14 protein-coding genes and 1 riboswitch are annotated in these 17,242 nt (G+C 34.1%); all 14 genes read left to right on the forward strand.

Going from position 1 to position 17,242, the window contains the following annotated elements:
* Positions 1–164: 164 nt before the first annotated feature.
* The 14 genes from AACH31_RS01275 to AACH31_RS01340 all read left to right on the forward strand — a co-directional run bounded on the left by AACH31_RS01275 (position 165) and on the right by AACH31_RS01340 (position 17,237).
* Entirely contained in the window at positions 165–452 is a 288-nt protein-coding gene (locus AACH31_RS01275) for a co-chaperone GroES (protein ID WP_161832305.1), read from the forward strand.
* Positions 453–491: 39 nt separating this feature from the next.
* Entirely contained in the window at positions 492–2,111 is a 1,620-nt protein-coding gene (groL, locus tag AACH31_RS01280) for a chaperonin GroEL (protein WP_161832304.1), read from the forward strand.
* Between the two features lie 68 nt (positions 2,112–2,179).
* Entirely contained in the window at positions 2,180–2,521 is a 342-nt protein-coding gene (acpS, locus tag AACH31_RS01285) for a holo-ACP synthase (protein WP_161832303.1), read from the forward strand.
* Between the two features lie 240 nt (positions 2,522–2,761).
* Positions 2,762–3,760, forward strand: coding sequence for a LolA family protein (locus AACH31_RS01290; RefSeq protein WP_161832302.1), 999 nt, complete (start codon positions 2,762–2,764; stop codon positions 3,758–3,760).
* Positions 3,761–4,484: 724 nt separating this feature from the next.
* Positions 4,485–5,165, forward strand: coding sequence for a response regulator transcription factor (locus tag AACH31_RS01295; protein ID WP_161832301.1), 681 nt, complete (start codon positions 4,485–4,487; stop codon positions 5,163–5,165).
* Between the two features lie 2 nt (positions 5,166–5,167).
* Positions 5,168–6,568: a sensor histidine kinase gene (locus AACH31_RS01300; RefSeq protein ID WP_161832300.1), complete on the forward strand. Its 1,401-nt coding sequence runs from the start codon at positions 5,168–5,170 to the stop codon at positions 6,566–6,568.
* Positions 6,569–6,640: 72 nt separating this feature from the next.
* Positions 6,641–7,801: a pyridoxal phosphate-dependent aminotransferase gene (locus AACH31_RS01305; protein ID WP_161832299.1), complete on the forward strand. Its 1,161-nt coding sequence runs from the start codon at positions 6,641–6,643 to the stop codon at positions 7,799–7,801.
* 299 nt (positions 7,802–8,100) lie between these two features.
* Entirely contained in the window at positions 8,101–9,987 is a 1,887-nt protein-coding gene (locus AACH31_RS01310) for an N-acetylmuramoyl-L-alanine amidase family protein (RefSeq protein WP_161832298.1), read from the forward strand.
* Positions 9,988–10,250: 263 nt separating this feature from the next.
* Entirely contained in the window at positions 10,251–11,393 is a 1,143-nt protein-coding gene (locus AACH31_RS01315; protein WP_161832297.1) for an MGDG synthase family glycosyltransferase, read from the forward strand.
* Entirely contained in the window at positions 11,368–12,192 is an 825-nt protein-coding gene (locus AACH31_RS01320) for a RecX family transcriptional regulator (protein WP_161832296.1), read from the forward strand. Before AACH31_RS01315 ends, AACH31_RS01320 begins: the two co-directional genes overlap by 26 nt.
* A gap of 48 nt (positions 12,193–12,240) precedes the next feature.
* Complete coding sequence (locus AACH31_RS01325) at positions 12,241–12,948, forward strand: GntR family transcriptional regulator (RefSeq protein ID WP_161832295.1); 708 nt, start codon at positions 12,241–12,243, stop codon at positions 12,946–12,948.
* 80 nt (positions 12,949–13,028) lie between these two features.
* A riboswitch (FMN riboswitch) is annotated at positions 13,029–13,144 on the forward strand.
* A 98-nt stretch (positions 13,145–13,242) separates the two neighbouring features.
* The gene (locus AACH31_RS01330; protein ID WP_161832294.1) at positions 13,243–13,902 is read left to right on the forward strand and encodes an ECF transporter S component; all 660 of its coding nucleotides are present in this window, start codon (positions 13,243–13,245) and stop codon (positions 13,900–13,902) included.
* Positions 13,903–14,060: 158 nt separating this feature from the next.
* Entirely contained in the window at positions 14,061–15,236 is a 1,176-nt protein-coding gene (locus AACH31_RS01335) for a sugar ABC transporter substrate-binding protein (RefSeq protein WP_161832293.1), read from the forward strand.
* A gap of 585 nt (positions 15,237–15,821) precedes the next feature.
* Positions 15,822–17,237, forward strand: a complete 1,416-nt coding sequence (locus AACH31_RS01340) for a peptidoglycan DD-metalloendopeptidase family protein (RefSeq protein ID WP_161832292.1) — start codon at positions 15,822–15,824, stop codon at positions 17,235–17,237.
* Positions 17,238–17,242: the final 5 nt, after the last annotated feature.

Consider the following 17,242-nt stretch of genomic DNA (forward strand, 5'->3'; position numbering starts at 1 on the left):
CCCATGTATTTGGAATAAATAGATCTAAGAAGCATATTAATCAGTAGGTAGATAATAATAAAAAGGATTTTTTCTTAAAATTATTGCCATTATTTATTCATCTCTGTATAATTTATTTAATAGCACTCATTATAATAGAGTGATAAAAACGAGGAGGGAAAGACATGTTAAGACCATTAAACGATAATGTTGTTATCGAAATTGTTGAGCTTGAGAAGAAAACGGCAAGTGGGATCATTCTTTCAAAAGAGACTTCAAAGCCAAGTCACTCAGAGGGTGTTATCGTGGCCGTTGGGGAAGGAAAGTGTTTAGAGAATGGAACGCTTAAGACGCCTTCTGTTAGTGTAGGACAACGTGTCATTTATAATGGATTTGCGGGAACAAAAGTTTCCCATCAAGGAAAAGATTTAGTTATTTTATCATCGGATGATGTTTTAGCGGTTGTTGAGTAAGTTATAAATAGATATTAATATAAGGGAGGATTTTATAGTATGGCAAAAGAGATTTTATTTGCAGAAGATGCCCGCCGTGCAATGATTCGTGGTGTGGATAAGTTAGCTGATACGGTGAAGGTAACTTTAGGACCAAAGGGACGAAATGTTATTTTAGAACAAAAGTTTGGAACGCCCCAAATTATTAATGATGGTGTCTCAATAGCTAAGGAAATTGAGTTAGAGGATAAATTTGAAAATATGGGAGCTAGATTAGTTGCTCAAGTTGCAAGTCGAACAAATGATGTTGCGGGTGATGGAACGACAACAGCGACAGTTTTAGCACAGGCGATGATTAGGGAAGGAAATAAAAATATTGTGGCTGGAGCCAATCCAATAACGATTCGCCGTGGAATTGAGCGTGCCGTGAAAGTAGCGGTAGAAGCATTAAAGGCTAATTCAAAACCAATTGAAGGCAAAGAATCAATTGCTAACGTAGCAGCTATTTCAGCAGCAGATGAGGAAATCGGTAAACTGATTGCTGAGGCAATGGAGCGAGTTGGAAATGATGGTGTTATTACACTTGAAGAGTCAAAAGGTTTTGAAACGACAATGGATATTGTTGAGGGGATGCAGTTTGACCGCGGATACTTATCTTCTTATATGGTGACTGATACGGATAAAATGGAAGCCGTTTTGGATAATCCCTATATTTTAGTAACCGACTCTAAGGTAGGTACTTTACAGGATATTTTACCTATTCTTGAACAATTGGTTCAAACAGGACGTCCAATGGTCATTGTAGCAGACGATATTGAAAATGAGGCATTGGCAGCATTAGTTGTTAATAAGTTACGTGGAACATTTAATGTTGTAGCTGTTAAGGCTCCAGGTTTTGGTGATCGTCGCAAACGCATGTTAGAAGATATTGCTATTTTAACGGGTGCACAGTTAGTAACAGAAGAATTAGGATTAGAATTAAAAAATACAACGTTGGATCAGTGCGGACGTGCTGGACGAGTGATTGTAACCAAAGATCATACAACCGTTGTTGAAGGAACAGGTTCACAAATGGACATTAATGCTAGAATTGCTCAAATTCGCGCAGAACTTGAAAATACAACATCGGAGTTTGATAAAGAAAAATTATTAGAGCGTTTAGCGAAGTTAAGCGGTGGTGTGGCTGTTATTAAGGTTGGAGCCGCAACGGAAACGGAGCTTAAAGAAAGAAAATTACGCATTGAAGATGCCCTTAATGCAACTCGTGCAGCAGTTCAGGAAGGAATTGTCGCAGGTGGTGGAACAGCCTACATGAATATTTATAATGAGGTATCAAAAATTGAGGCATCAGGTGATGAAGCAACAGGAATTCAGATTGTATTGAAGGCATTAGAGGCTCCAGTTCGTCAGATTGCTGAAAATGCGGGAATTGAAGGATCTATTATTATTCATAAATTGAAAGAGTTAGAGGCCGGATATGGATATAATGCTGCGACAGATGAGTTTGTAGATATGTTTAAAACCGGTATTGTTGACCCAACGAAGGTGACTCGCTCAGCATTACAGAATGCAGCTAGTATTTCTGCTTCTTTCTTAACGGCTGAAGCAGCGGTTGTAGAAATTGAAAAACCTCAAGTTTCACCGGCATCACCTGACATGAGCGGTATGGGAATGATGTAAAAAAAAATCTCTAGATTTTTCTAGAGATTTTTTTTATTATAAAGGAAAGAGGAAATGGAGGTTTTTTTATGAAGGGAATTGGTACTGATATCATTGAGATTAAAAGAATAAGTGAAGTGCGGCAAAAGGAACGATTTATTGATAAAATTTTAAGTGAGGAAGAAGTCACTTTGTATTCCCAATTTGTTAGTGAAAAGAGAAAAAATGAATTTATTGCAGGGAGATGGGCTGTTAAAGAGGCCTTATATAAGGCATTAGGGTCATTTTGCCACGGGAAAAAATATCAAGATTTTAGTATTGTCAATGATGAGACGGGGAAACCCTACTTATTAAAGCCAGTAATAGAAAATGTTCATCTTAGTATAAGTCATTGTGATCATTATGCGGTGGCTTTTGTTGTTTGGGAATAATTAAAATAGGAATCGTTTCAGGCAACTAATGACGATTCTAGACAATGTTAGTTGTCTGAAGGGCAACCTTTTCTAAAATGGAATAAATTTTGCGTAATAAAGATATAATTCTTATTTTATTTTAGGATAGGAGAGGTAAGTGTTTACTTCATCGATAAGTTTTTCTTTTAGTAAAGCATAAATTCAGTTGCTTCCTCATAGGATTAATTGAAATTGAACTTAATAAAGAGGTGGATAGCGATGAAGAAATTATGTTTAATGTTCACAGTAGTACTTACAGTGCTATTAACTGCATGTGGGGAAATGTCGCAGCAAGATGTTGTTGACAAATTAACTAGTAACGTAGAAGATGCTAAGTCTTATTATGCAACAGGGGTAATGGAAGTTGATAATAATGGACAAGTGTATCAGTACAACGTAGAAGTGGCTTATCAAAAAGATAACAAGTACAAAGTAACACTAAAAAATGAAACAACGAACAATGAGCAAATTATTTTAAAAAATGATGAGGGAGTTTTCGTTTTAACACCTGCATTAAATAAACAATTTAAATTCCAAAGTGATTGGCCATTATCAAGTTCACAAGTTTATTTATACCAATCATTAATTACGGATATTTTAAATGATGCAGAAGCTAAATTCGAGGCCACAGAGGATGCATATACATTCGAAACTAAAGCGAATTATCACGGAAATCGCGATTTAGTCTCTCAAAAAATTACTTTTGATAAAAAAGAATTAACACCAACAGAAGTTTATGTTTTAGATTCTAAAGGTGAGCCACGTATTTCAATGAAGTTTTCATCATTTGATTTTGATAAAAAGTTTAAAGATGGATATTTCGATTGCCAAAAAACAATGGAATATTCACAGGAAACAATGGGAGAGGGAGCTTTAGCAAATTTAGAAAGTGAACTCTATCCTGCTTATTTACCTGAAGGAACAACATTAGTTAATAAGCAAGCTATCGATATTCAAGATGGAGAGCGCGTGATTATGACATTTAGCGGGGATCAAGAGTTTACAATGATTCAAGAACCTGCTGCATATAATGAGTCTACAGGGGTAGAACCTGTTTCAGGACAACCTGTAATGATTAATGGTACAATTGGAGCATTAAGCGATAACTCAATTACATGGGTTGAGGGAGGCGTTGAGTGCTTCTTAGTTTCTGAAACATTAGAGACAGAGGAGTTAGTTTCAGTTGCTGCATCAGTTTCTAATCTTGCAGAAAAATAATAAATAAATCAAATACGTATGGTAAGGTACCCTGAACTTTTAGGGTGCCTTTTTACGATGGTCGATGCATGGTCTTTTGATCAAAGGGAAAGAAGAGAGGGCAACGAAAAAGGGTCATGGGATGTAGGATAATCTCAAAGGGAGTGTATACCTTTTAATTGTCGAACAAAAGAAGTAATTGGTGAATAAGGTGGAATCCATAAATTTTAGATTTATTAATAATTTTACAATCGGGATATGTTTGATTTAGTTGTTTTAAATAATCGTTATTTTTAGATGTGACGATTAGTTCGCATTTATCACTTATTGGGTGTGAAAGTTGAATAGTCGTTTGAAGGTTCTCGTCCGAGATATGATTTTTTTTTGTTTCACCTGGAAAAACAAGTAATTCTGAAAGAAGTGAGTATAATAGAAAGATAAGGGTAATTAATGTACAGGTGAGTAGAACAACAATAATTTTCTGATAATTAATTCGATGAATGGTAGTTCCTCCTCATTTTTTATGAATTTATTTAGCAAGGAAAGATGAACAGTGGTTAGAGTAAGTGATTCAGTCAAAGGCTTATAAAATATAATCATTGGATTTACTTATTAGGAAGGCCCGATAAAGGCGAAGTTACCTCTATATATAATAATAAAAAAATTATGTTTTTCTTGTGTACAAATTGTATCCATTTATGTTAAATTTTAAAGAGAGATTTTTTTCCTATTGGAGAGTGTTAGGATGAGTATAAAATATAAGGTCTTAGTGGCTGAGGATGAGTTAAAGATTAGAGAGATTCTTGTAGACTGCTTAATGGATGATTACGAGGTGATTGAGGCAAAAGATGGGTTAGAAGCACTTCGGTTATTTCATTCACAACAGTTTGACTTAGTTTTATTAGATGTTATGATGCCTGAGAAAGATGGGTTTTCTGTTTTAAAAGAGATTCGTTTGGTTTCTAAGGTACCTGTCATTATGTTAACGGCACGTTCTAGTGTGGAAGATCAAGTGCGTGGTTATGATTTAAAGGTAGATGATTACGTCACAAAACCGTTTGATAATCAGGTTTTATTAGCAAAAGTTCATCGATTGCTATCTCGTATTAATGAAGACGATGAAGTAGAAACTTATGAATTAGCTTTTGATGGTCTGGTTGTTAATAAATTATCGAGGACGGTTCGTGTGGATAATGAACTGATGGATTTTAGACCTAAGGAATTTGACTTATTAGTTTTTTTAATTGAAAATCACCGAATTGCGTTGGATCGCGATCGAATTTTAGATGCGGTTTGGGGAATCGACTATTTTGGTGATACTCGTGTTGTGGATACGCATATAAAAAAAATTCGAAAAAAATTGGGGGACTATTCGAAATATATTCATACTGTTTTTGGTGTTGGGTATAAGTTTGAGGTGATATAGTCTTGCGTTTAGCAACAAAGATTTTTTTACTTTTATTTGGTTTGTTTTTTACGACGCTTCTTTTAGATATTGTTGCCCAATACTATTTTTATGATTTTGCTTATCCGGGTTATAAACAAAATCAAATTTATCGCTTGGTTTATGAAATAAAAGATGAGGTTCCGAACTTTCAACGTTTCACGAATGATTTTTTTTCGTATATGAATGGGATCGAAGATAAATATTTGATTAAATATAAATTACATAGTTCAAATACTTCGCAGCTAAATTTAGAATATTTAACGGATAATGATATCTTTTTCGAATCGACGACTGATAAAAATGTGACAACGTATCATTACTATACTAAAATTAAATTTAAGGAAGGAGAAGAATGGATTATTGAAATCTCCTATTCTTTACAAGTTTTAGGTGAAATGTTATCCGTTTTTACGAATTATTATATCTTTATCTTTATGATTTTAGCTATCTTGGTACTCATTTTTGCTATTTGGTTAACAGAGCATATTACTAAACCTTTATTGCATATGAAGCGGGTTACTACTAATATTGCAAATATTGATTTTAGCGAAAAATGTGAAGTAAATTCAGATGATGAGCTAAGAGAGTTAGCAACAAATATTAATGTTATGAGTGAGAATTTAAACAGGACGTTAACTGAATTACAAGTAGCGAATGAACGATTAAAAGATGATATTGCTCGCGAGCGAGAATTTGAACAAATGCGCTCAACTTTCTTTTCCACAATTTCGCATGAATTAAAAACTCCACTTACAATTATTAAGGGAATTGCTACTCGAATTCAATCGCGTTCAATGTCTCCCGACGAGGTTAAGGTACAATTAAACTCTATCATAGAAGAGGTTAATCGGATGACGGTGATGGTTCAAGATACATTAAATTATATGAAGATGGAAAATCCGGAGGATATTTTAGAATACAGTAGTTTCAATTTAAAAATGTTAATTGAGCATTTAAATAATAAGGTTAAGCATATAATGGGAGAGAAGAAATTACATATTCATTTAGATTTGGACGATGAATATGTAGAGGCAGATTCTTCGAAGATTATGACCGTCGTTACAAATTTATATTCTAATGCTATTCGTTATACTCCTGATGGTGACCACATTTATGTAAGTCTTAAACGCTTTGGAAGTAAGGTTCAGTTTGAAATTGAAAATACGGGGATTTTTATTCCAGAAGAGGAATTGGATCGAATATGGGAACCTTTTTATCGTTTAGAAAAGTCAAGAAATAGGGACAGTGGGGGAACAGGTCTAGGACTACTAATTACGAGTAAAATTTTGCAGATGCACCAAAGTCATTACGGGGTCGTTAATACCTCACGAGGTGTAAAGTTTTATTTCGATTTAAATGTAGATCCAGACTTTGATGAATAGGGGGAATATATGAGGGTCATTTGTTATTTACAAATGGCCTTTTTATTATTTTAAAATTAGGGGGATGATCAAATGGAATTAAAAATTAATCGGTACGCTTCAATGCTAAAACCTTCATTGATTCGGGAAATGAAAGTGTTAGCGGATAAATATAATGATGTTATTGATTTTACATTAGGGGAACCCCATATATCTCGGCATACCTATGAGGTTATTCAAGAGGGGTTACATCATAAAATGATGGAATCTTCGTTGGGTTATTCTCATCAATATGGAATTATAGAGTTAAGAATGGCAATTTCAGAGTATTGTAAGCATAATTACGGCCAGATTTATGATCCATATTCAGAGATTATCATTACAACAGGTGTTTCTGAACCTATTAGTGCGGTTTTTAAAACAATTTTAGAGGAAGACGATGAGGTTATCATTTTTTCTCCATCCTTTACTTTATACAATACGAATGTTCAAATGTATGGGGGAAAAGTTGTTTTATATGATATGGTGGAAAATGATATGCAGGTAAAGGAAGAGGTATTAAGCAGGTTAATTACTGCAAAAACGAAAGCTATTTTAGTGAATTCTCCATGTAATCCTACGGGGAAAATATTTTCTGAAGAGGAAAATGAGGTGATATACAACTGTATAAAGGATAAACCTATTTTTGTGATTAGTGATGAGATATACCGTGAAATCGTGTTTGAACAGAAAAAATGTTGTTCGCTTTCAAAATATCCACGATTAAGGGATCGTTTATTTATTTTAAATGGTTTCTCTAAGTCATATGCGATGACGGGATGGCGGATAGGGTACGTATTAGGCCCAAAAGAGTTTATCAATACGGTAGCCGTTGTTCATCAAAACTTCGTTGCTTCTGCTTCAACTATTTCTCAATATGCGGCTCTTGAGGCATTAAATCACCCAGAATTGACGAAAAACATTCAGCAACTTTACGAAAAAAATAGAAATTATGTTTACCAACAGTTAAAACCGTATTTTAAGCATGTTGTATTGCCGGAGGGAGCCTTTTATCTCTATATAGACGTAAGTAATTACGGGTTAACTTCATATGAGTTCGCAATGAATTTACTAAAAAGTAAACAAGTAGCCATTGTTCCTAGTATGGCCTTTGAACCAAATGATTCGGGATATGTTCGTTTATCTTATTGTTGTGACTTTGAAACGTTGCGAGCAGGCGTTTTACGTATACAAAATTTTATAAAAAGTTTGTAAAAGAGTTAATTTACCCGTGACCTATGATAAAATACTGAAGGACTTGCATGTGATAAAAGTCATGCGATGATAGTTTAAAAATGCGGTATCTTAACATGAAGCAGTATCTCAATTAATTATTTGATAAATTTAATGTTAATGGTAAACCTAGAGATAGAACAACCGACTTTAGGAGATACGTGATACAATATAGCTTTATTTTTTAGAGACATTATTAAGGAAAATAAAATTTTTTGTTGTATAGACGAAAGACGATTAACCGCAAGAATATTTAATGTAATGTTGAAAGAGAGATGGCAATGAAGAAGAAATATAGAAGTTATAGTTATTATCCCAGTCAGAGAAAAAAGAAAATTAAAATTAATAAGGTAAGATTTACGCTATTTATCTTAAGCTGTTTACTTATTCTTAGCGGTATCGGTTTTGGATTAAAGCTGATATTAACCGATAAGGTTGATGTTTCCTTAGCGTTAACGGACGATCTTAATCCTAAGGAAGGGGAAAGTTTGTATCGACTATCGTTGAGTTGGGAGCCGTTGAAAAAAGATGCTTATAAGGAAATTCAAATCAACATTAATGATAAGTCCTACGTATTAGATAATACGGCTACAGGATTCGATGTTGATTTGTCGGCTCCTAACACCGATTATAAAATTACCTTCCAGGCAAGGAGGAAGGGGCTGTTCTTTTCTAAAAAGGTAAAAGACGTGATTCGTACATTTGCCGATAATGAAAGGATAGAACAATCAATTGCTGATTTAAAGATTAAGGATCATGTTTTATTATTTAGTCACGCGCTAAAGAAAACTAAAGAGATGAAATTTGATTCCGAAGAGATTCGTTATGAAATCATCGATGTGATTAACCAATCTGTCATTGAGGGTGATGTTACCATCAAGAGCGAGGATAGAGAAGAGGTTAATCTTCAAGTCGAAATACCGATTGAGAAGTTAGTGCAGGCACCCGTGTTAGCTTTAAGAATGAGAATGGAGATAAATAATCATACCCTCTCGATTCCTGTTCAAGTAAATAAAGGGAGTCAGGTATTCAAAGGTTTAGATGGCTACGAATTATTACCTCAATCAGATAACCTTATTTTAGTTAATAAGGACCTTCCCCACCTGAATTATAAAAATCATCAATTTTATGCAGAATCCTTACACCTCAATATAGGGACAACGGATATTTTAACGTATCAACTAGTTGATGCATCTCGTAATATTATTGTTGATGAGGCTTACTTAGAGGGTGGAAATAAAGCGATTGAATTGGCGGATCTTAAGGAAGGAAATTACGTGGTTAAGTTAAACGATCTTCCTTTATACACGGATGAAGTCTTAAGCGAGCAGTGGTACTGTATTCTGAGAAATGGTGTAGCTAATCATGTGACGCTGAAATCAGAAAATGGCTTACTCTATCTTATCGTTCGTTCAGTGAAGGAAGTTCCTGAAGATGTGTATGATATTTTAATTGATCCTGGTCATGGGGGATTGGATGGCGGAACGGTTGCAGGTGAATTAACGGAGGCAAATGAGGCGCTTAAGCTGTCTAAGTATATAGCTTCAAGATTGGAGGATCATGGACTGAAGGTTAAGTTAACTCGTACTGAGGATGTAGATCCTGCTGGTCCTGGTAAATCTGATTATGGAAAATCGCCTTTTTATGACGAGGGAAGGGTTGAGCAAGTTTATCGTTATCAGACAAAATATATGATTTCTAATCACTTGAATTCTTTTAATGAGTCATTAGAAGGATTTGAGGTTTATAGTTCTGTTATCAATGACGATGATTGGTCTTCAAGGGTCTCTACTGCCTTAAAGGAGGCGGGACAAGATCCCCGTGATTCGGTAAAGAGTGAATTTCGTTCTTCAGAAGGGTCATATAAAAAATATTTTGTTTGCCGCGGATCTTCTTATGAAGAAAAATATGGTTGTCTTAATGATTCTCTTGACTATTTATACATTATTCGTGAAACAGGAGGGGCATTATCACAGTCTTCAGAATTAGTTGAACATAATAATAGCTATGATTCAATTCCACATTATGGGTCAGAAACGCTACTCATTGAATATGCATATCTCGATAATCCTAAAGATTATAAGGAATGGATTGCGGATTGGAAATCATGGGGCGAAGCGGTTGTAAAAGCAACGGTGGAGTATCTTGGAGTAAAATACCAAAAATAAAAAGGGGGAATCCCCCTTTTTATTTTTGGTAGAGTTTCCTATGTTGAATGTGGGAGTGGAGTATAGAATGGACGTATAATCTTAACGGAAAAGGTAAAGGTTATTATGGTAAATTAACATTTTAATTAAGAGGTGCCTGACAGGTGTTAAATTAATGGATATTATTTCTTAATAATGGATACAAAATATTTTTTATGATATCATATTATTTAGATTTTTAACATTTTATAGTAATAGAGATTAAGTGAGAGGGAGAGGAAATAATGAAAAATCAAAAGAAAGTATTAATATTAACTGCTCCTTTTGGTAGCGGGCATTTACAAGTGTCTAGTTCACTAACGGAAGAATTCTCCAAGTACGAAAATGTTATTGTAGAAGAATATGATTTATATTCTGAAGAGTTTCCGACATTATCTAAAACTATTCAAAAGGCTTATTTAAAAAGTTATAAACCGATTGGTAAAGACGTTTATCGCATGTTATATTACGGGTCTAGTTACGCCGTTCATGATTCATTTCAAGCTAAAATTTTGAAACCCTATTTGGAGTTTGGAATGCGATCATTGCGAAATAAAATCGAGTCTTTTAATCCCGATGCTATTATTAGTGTCTTTCCGGTAACTTCCTTATATACATTAGAAGATAAAGGATTTAAAATTCCAATCTACACAGTTATTACTGATTATTACGCAAGTGGGCTATGGCTTTACAAGGGGGCACGCCGTCACTATGTGGCCAATAATCGAATGGTGGCTTGGGGAGTCGCTAATGGATTGACACAAAGTCAATTTATGTTAACAGGAATACCTGTTCATGGGAAGTTTTATAAGGAGCTTAACCGCCAAGAGATTTATAAAAAATATGGGTTAGACCCTCAAAAGCGTACAGTTTTAGTTGCAGCAGGGGCACATGGTGTTGTTTCACATGTTGATGAGATTGCAGCCCGCTTAGCTTCCCAACCTCAGATTCAGGTTATTGTTGTCTGTGGAAATAATACAAAGTTATATGATCAAGTAATTCAATTGTTGGATGAATATGAAAATCTCAAGGTATTAGGTTACTGTCAGGAAATGCATGAGCTGCTCTCAATTGCTGATTTAATGGTTACGAAACCAGGTGGAATCTCACTAACTGAGGCTGCAATTAAAGGTGTTCCGGTTATTTTATATAATCCAGTTTACGGACAAGAATTAGAGAATGCAAAATATTTCTCAGATAAAAATGCTGCCGTGATTGTGACGAGTGAAGCAGAGTTAATCTATCATGTATTAATCATTTTAAATGAAGACGGGTTACTGGACGAAATGAAATGTAATATTAAACAGTTAGCGCGAGCATATTCGGCTAAAACAATTGTTGAGGATGTGTTGAAAGATAGTGATGAGTACTACGAACAACAACTATAAAGTATTAAAGCTTACCCATGTAAATGGTCCCGATTATGAAATTGCTTTAAGAGTTCCGAATGGGCAAATTGTTTTGTTGCCCGTTCATGAAGAGCTCGTTTTAAAGTTTAGGCTAGTCGTTGGGAAAGAATTAGACGAGTTACAAATTGATGAATTGAACGGTAAGTTGGATTTAGGTGATGCCTATCAATACACGTTAAAATTATTATCACGGCGCTCTTACACTACTGCTCAAATCCAAGAAAAATTAGAATCTAAAAATTATGCTGCTCATGTTATTAATGAGGTTTTAGGACGTTTAATTAATGCTGGATTATTAAATGATGGAGAATATGTAAGATCGTATATTCATCAAGAAATGGTAATGGGGAAAAAGGGTCCCAATAAAATAAAGTTAGAGTTAATAAGAAAAGGGGTATCTGAATCGGTAATTGATCAGTATCTTCCTGCGTATGGAGAGGAATATCAGACTGAACATGCATTAAAAATTGCCCATCGTATAATCAATAGTAACTATAAATACGGAGTGCACGTTATTAGACAAAAAGTTATAAATCAGTTAATTAATAAAGGATTTAATCAACAAATAATCGATAGGGTTATGAATCAGTTAGAAGTGGAAGATACTCAAGATAATCAACAAGCTATTTTAAGGAAAGAGGTGCAAAAGTATTATCAAAAGCACCGGAGTCTAAATGACTATCAACGTAAAACAAAGGTTGTTTCGGCTTTAATAAGAAAAGGATTTAATTATGAGGATGTTTTAAGTGTTTATCATAATCTGATGGAGATTGAATAGTTAGAGGGGCGATTCGTCCCTTTTATTTTATGAAAGAGGGTTTTGGACATGACACAGCCAATTTATTTAAAGGTAAAGGGGTTAATTGAAGAGGAAATTAAACAATTGGTACCTAATGCTATTATTCAATCAGAGCGTGACTTAGCCGTAAAATATTCGGTATCTCGCATGACCGTGAGAAAGGCGATTGAATCATTAATCCAGGAGGGGAAGCTATATCGTAAAGATAAGGTGGGAACATTTGTTGCTGATGATAAACTGCATGAACCTATTGCAGAATTAGTAGGTTTTACTTCTGAAATAAGTAGTAAGGGAATGAGACCTCATACAAAGGTTGTTAGTTATGAGCTAATTGAGGCGGACGAGAGATTAGCCCAAAAGTTAGAAATTAAGATTCATGACCGTGTACATAGTTTATTAAGACTTCGTATGGCGGATAATCGTCCAATGACATTGGAACATAATTACATTCCTGTATCTGTGATTAAAGAGTTACCTCAATCAGTTATTAATACCTCGATTTATGCATTTTTGGATGAGGCATTAAATGTTAAAATTGCATCCGGGTCACAAACTGTAACAGCCATTAAGGCTAACGAGGAAGTATCTCGATTATTAGAGGTACCATTAAATGAACCTTTACTCTATTTAGAATTAACTTCGGTTTTAATGAATGGCCAAGTTTTGGAATTTGTTGAAACATACGCTAATCCCCAAAATTATACGGTACGTATTCATTCGCGAAGAAAATGGTAAAATAAAGAAATAATCCGTAGGGGATTATTGACATGAGAGTCATAAAGGGGTAAAATGACAGTGTAAATTGAATCCATTTAATAAATCTTCGAGGCAGGGTGAAAATCCCTACCGGCGGTAAAGCCCGCAAGCCGTAAGGTTGATCTGGTATAAATTCCAGAGCCGACAGTTAAAGTCTGGATGGGAGAAGATTCGTTTTTGATATACTCTTTTTAGGATATATCTCACGAAGGTTTATTAACGTGAGATCTTTTTGCATTTCACTAAAACTTTAAATGTATTGGAGGAGAGTGTATGAAAAACGCAACAACAAGTTTCAAAGAAACAAAGAATTTAATTTTACTAGGGGTTTTTATTGCATTGGGGACAATTTTAATGCTCATTGAAATTCCTTATCCATTAGTTCCCTTCTTAAAATTTGATTTAAGTGAATTAATTGTACTATTAACTGTTGAATTATTTGGATTGATTCCGGCAATTATGGTGGCTTTCTTTAAGTCCCTATTAAATATTATGCTAGGTCTTAGTGCAACACCTATGCATATCGGATCTATTACAGCCTTTATTGCTTCTACGACCTTAGCGTTTCTGTACGTTATCATAAAAAAATATATTTCTGGATCAAAAATAGGACAAAAGGCATTACGATTCATTTTAGTTATTACAGGGTTTTCTCTTATTTTAACGATATGTAATTATCTCTTTATTACACCTATTTATTTCGGGGGATTATGGTTTACAGATGTTATAGAATGGGCAACTTTGGATTCTTTTATTCCAGGATTACCTTTTAACTTAGGTTATGGAGCTGCCATTGCGCTTGTTTATGTTCCGTTTAACGCATTGAAAGGTTTAATTGTATTGGGTGTATATGAATTAATTTCCCCTCGATTGTTAACAGCATTACGGTTTAGTACGAAGCATAAGAGAGTGTCGTCAGTAACTGCCAAATAAACTTAGGTTACTCTATAACTTTAATATAAATTATATTTATCCTTTATATAGAAAAGAGGTGGTGTTTGCCACCTCTTTTTTTGATATAATAAACATCAGATAAATGGAAATGATAGTTAAAAATAATCCTTTATAAATGAATATGAGAGGGTGTTTGGATGAAGAGAATGGTATATCTGATTTTTTTAATTTTTATAATGCTAGGTTTATATAAGTACATTAATCAAATTAATCTACAGTCATCTGAGGTATTGCAAGTATGGGTTAATGAATCGGATTATGAGGTATTAGAAACTGTAAATCCTATTTTTGAGAGTATGTATAACGTAGAGGTTCAATTGAAAATTATTCCCTCCGATAAAGTCATAACCAATCTGCCGCTATATAAAAAGTCTAATGAGTATCCGGATATTATTAATGTTTCACATACTTTAATTTCTGATCTAGTAGAAATGAATGCCATTCATCCAATGAGTGATATTTTCGATTCCTTTAATATATTGCCTAATGTAAAATCGGCTTTTAAGGTAAAGGGCGAGTATTATGGGGTACCTTATAATGCGCAGACCGATATTTTGTATTATAATAAGGAAATGTTTAAATACGGCATACAATCTTTTTCGCAGTTATTTGATGAGGACATATCTTTAGCGATTGATTATCAAAGTATATATCATATTAATCCATTTGTTACTGGATTTGGGGGATATACCGTGGGTGTTGATAATTTTGGTGATACTAATTTTTATGATATTGGGTTAAACAATGAGGATGCTATTCGAGGAATAGCCGCAATGTTTTATTTATTAGATAAATCATTGGTTTATCAAACCGAATTTGAAGTGTATCGATCGTTTATCAATCAGTCATCAGATTTGTTAATTGCTCCAGCCTCATTAGTATCTTCTCTATTAGAGGTGTATCCTAATTTAGGCTATCAAGCGATTCCTAACTTTGTAGAGGATATTTTACCGTATACATATACAAAAATCGACACGTATCAAATAACTCAATCGTCGAAGAATCAGGAGTTAGCTGCCAAGTATTTAAATTATTTATTAACCGAAGAGGTGGCGAAAGTACGATATGATTTAACAAAGGGAATAGCCCCTGTAGATTATGCTACTATTATCTCTCAGGAGGAGTATTATAATGTCGTGAAAAAACAATTACATCGCTCAATCCCATTGCCTAATCAAGTTGAATTTAGTTTTGTGTACCTTCCTTTTCAAAGAGCTTCCCAACAAATGTTACGACTTCCGTATCAGATTGAAACGATTATGAATGAGACGGTAGACTGCATCAATAGTGAATTAGAAAAGGTAATTAAATAACGGGAAATAAAGTGCCCTTATAATAGATATAAACCAGAAAAATGATATTTTATGATTAGTCTGGTTTTAGTTCTATGAGAGAGGTGCTTTTTCTTATGTAATGACACGGTTTCGGTATTATTTAAACAAAGACAAATAGAGATCCTATAACTCGGTATCTAATTGATTAGAGTGGATACCTTGAGAAACTTAAAATTTTCTTCTTTATCTTAAGATATAATGCCTTAAAGTTTATAATAAAAAATACTTAAAAAGGTAAGGCTTGGAATTACTAAGGGTAAATATTAATCGTTAAAAATTAATTAAGCATTACTAAAGGAGACACGCTTTAATATTTTTAATTAAATAGAAAAAATTCAACAATTAATGTGGAAAAGATGTATAATTTCTGATAAAATTGTTCATTTATAGTCGTTTTATTAAGAAAATCTTTAGAAAGACACAAATTGGACACATTTGTGTGAAAAAATTAAAGTCAGAGAGGGAACTTAGATAAAAAATTAATTTTATATAGATTCTAACAGTCACCAAGACTAAAAAATTACCTTATTGTATTGTGAAATAAGGCGTGGAGGTCGTAATGATATGAAGAACAAGATAATTGGTGCATTAATTGTCACCATGTGTATAACGGGGAATAGGCAAAAACTAGTGGAGGCAGCTCCAGTAACAACACAAAATGTTGTTTATCGTGTATATGTAGATGAAGAGCCTATTGGGCTTATAACAGATAAAAGTGAATATGATAATTTAGTAAATAAACAAAAAGAGGAATTATCAAAGAAATATGAAAAGCAAACAGTTATTAAATCGCCGACTAATGTTCGACTTGAAAAAGAGGTTACTTTATTACCGTTAAATACGCTAGATAGTCAATCCGTTTTAGAAACAGTGGCTGAAAAAGCAAATTTCCAGGTTTCGGCCTATAAAATTTCAATTAACGAGGAACAGTTTGTAGTAGAGGATGCCAATGTAGTGACTAATACACTTTTAGAGTTAATGGTGCATTACACTGGAGTGGAAGATATTCAGAAAATAATGGATATTGAAAATGAGATTACTCCTTTAACTGAGGCGGGTTCACAATATATTGGTGCAAAACTATTAGAACCGGTTAAGGTAGAAACTGAATATGCTAATTTAGATGGTATTTTAAGTCGTGAGGAAACGCGAAGAATGGTGTTATATCGTCAAACGCAGCCTCAAAAGACGGTACTTTTTAATGAAGATTCATCATTATGGGATATTGCCACAGAGAATGGTTTGACTGAAGAGGAATTACACTTATTAAATCCTCAAATCAACGGTTTATCTTGGAATGAGCTATTAGGAATGGAGTTAGATGTAACGCCATTGAATCCAATGATTATTGTAGAGACTGAAAAAGAAAAAGTTGAAATTACAGAATTGCCATATGACGTGGAATATATTGATGATAGTACGTTACCAAAAGGAGAGACTGTCATTGAACAAGAAGGCCAAAATGGGCAAAGTTTAAAGCGGCTGAATATTGTCTACGAAAATGGCGTACAATCTTCTTTATCAGTCGTAGAAGATTCACAACTATCAGAACCGGTTAAACAAATTGTAAAACGAGGGACAAAGGTTATTTCTGGTGTAGGAAGTGGGAATTGGATTTGGCCAACGACTACGCGTTCAGTAACCTGTGGCTATTTATGTTATAGCGGACACTATGCTATCGATATTCAGGCTTATATTGGGCAACCTGTTTATGCAGCTGATGGCGGTGTTGTAATTAGTGCTGGATATAGTAATGGATATGGAAATAATATCTTAATTGATCATAAAAACGGTTATTATACTCGTTACGCGCATTTAAATTCATTGAATGTCTCGGCAGGAGACAGTGTCCAAGGTGGACAGACGATTGGTGAAGCTGGAAATACCGGAAACTCAACAGGACCACATTTACATTTTGAAATTCGTCCAAATACGGGAAGTCAACCAAGCTACGCACCTAATCCGTTAGATTTTTATTAATTAAA

It is taken from the genome of Turicibacter faecis (assembly GCF_037076425.1).
In the GTDB taxonomy this organism is placed as follows: Bacteria; Bacillota_I; Bacilli_A; order MOL361; family Turicibacteraceae; genus Turicibacter; species Turicibacter faecis.

Coding starts and splice junctions, on each gene's coding strand:
- AACH31_RS01315 (WP_161832297.1), top strand. CDS start 10,251: ATGAAAAATCAAAAGAAAGTATTAATATTAACTGCTCCTTTTGGTAGC.
- AACH31_RS01340 (WP_161832292.1), top strand. CDS start 15,822: ATGAAGAACAAGATAATTGGTGCATTAATTGTCACCATGTGTATAACG.
- AACH31_RS01330 (WP_161832294.1), top strand. CDS start 13,243: ATGAAAAACGCAACAACAAGTTTCAAAGAAACAAAGAATTTAATTTTA.
- AACH31_RS01295 (WP_161832301.1), top strand. CDS start 4,485: ATGAGTATAAAATATAAGGTCTTAGTGGCTGAGGATGAGTTAAAGATT.
- AACH31_RS01275 (WP_161832305.1), top strand. CDS start 165: ATGTTAAGACCATTAAACGATAATGTTGTTATCGAAATTGTTGAGCTT.
- AACH31_RS01290 (WP_161832302.1), top strand. CDS start 2,762: ATGAAGAAATTATGTTTAATGTTCACAGTAGTACTTACAGTGCTATTA.
- AACH31_RS01310 (WP_161832298.1), top strand. CDS start 8,101: ATGAAGAAGAAATATAGAAGTTATAGTTATTATCCCAGTCAGAGAAAA.
- acpS (WP_161832303.1), top strand. CDS start 2,180: ATGAAGGGAATTGGTACTGATATCATTGAGATTAAAAGAATAAGTGAA.
- AACH31_RS01335 (WP_161832293.1), top strand. CDS start 14,061: ATGAAGAGAATGGTATATCTGATTTTTTTAATTTTTATAATGCTAGGT.
- AACH31_RS01320 (WP_161832296.1), top strand. CDS start 11,368: ATGAGTACTACGAACAACAACTATAAAGTATTAAAGCTTACCCATGTA.
- groL (WP_161832304.1), top strand. CDS start 492: ATGGCAAAAGAGATTTTATTTGCAGAAGATGCCCGCCGTGCAATGATT.
- AACH31_RS01325 (WP_161832295.1), top strand. CDS start 12,241: ATGACACAGCCAATTTATTTAAAGGTAAAGGGGTTAATTGAAGAGGAA.
- AACH31_RS01305 (WP_161832299.1), top strand. CDS start 6,641: ATGGAATTAAAAATTAATCGGTACGCTTCAATGCTAAAACCTTCATTG.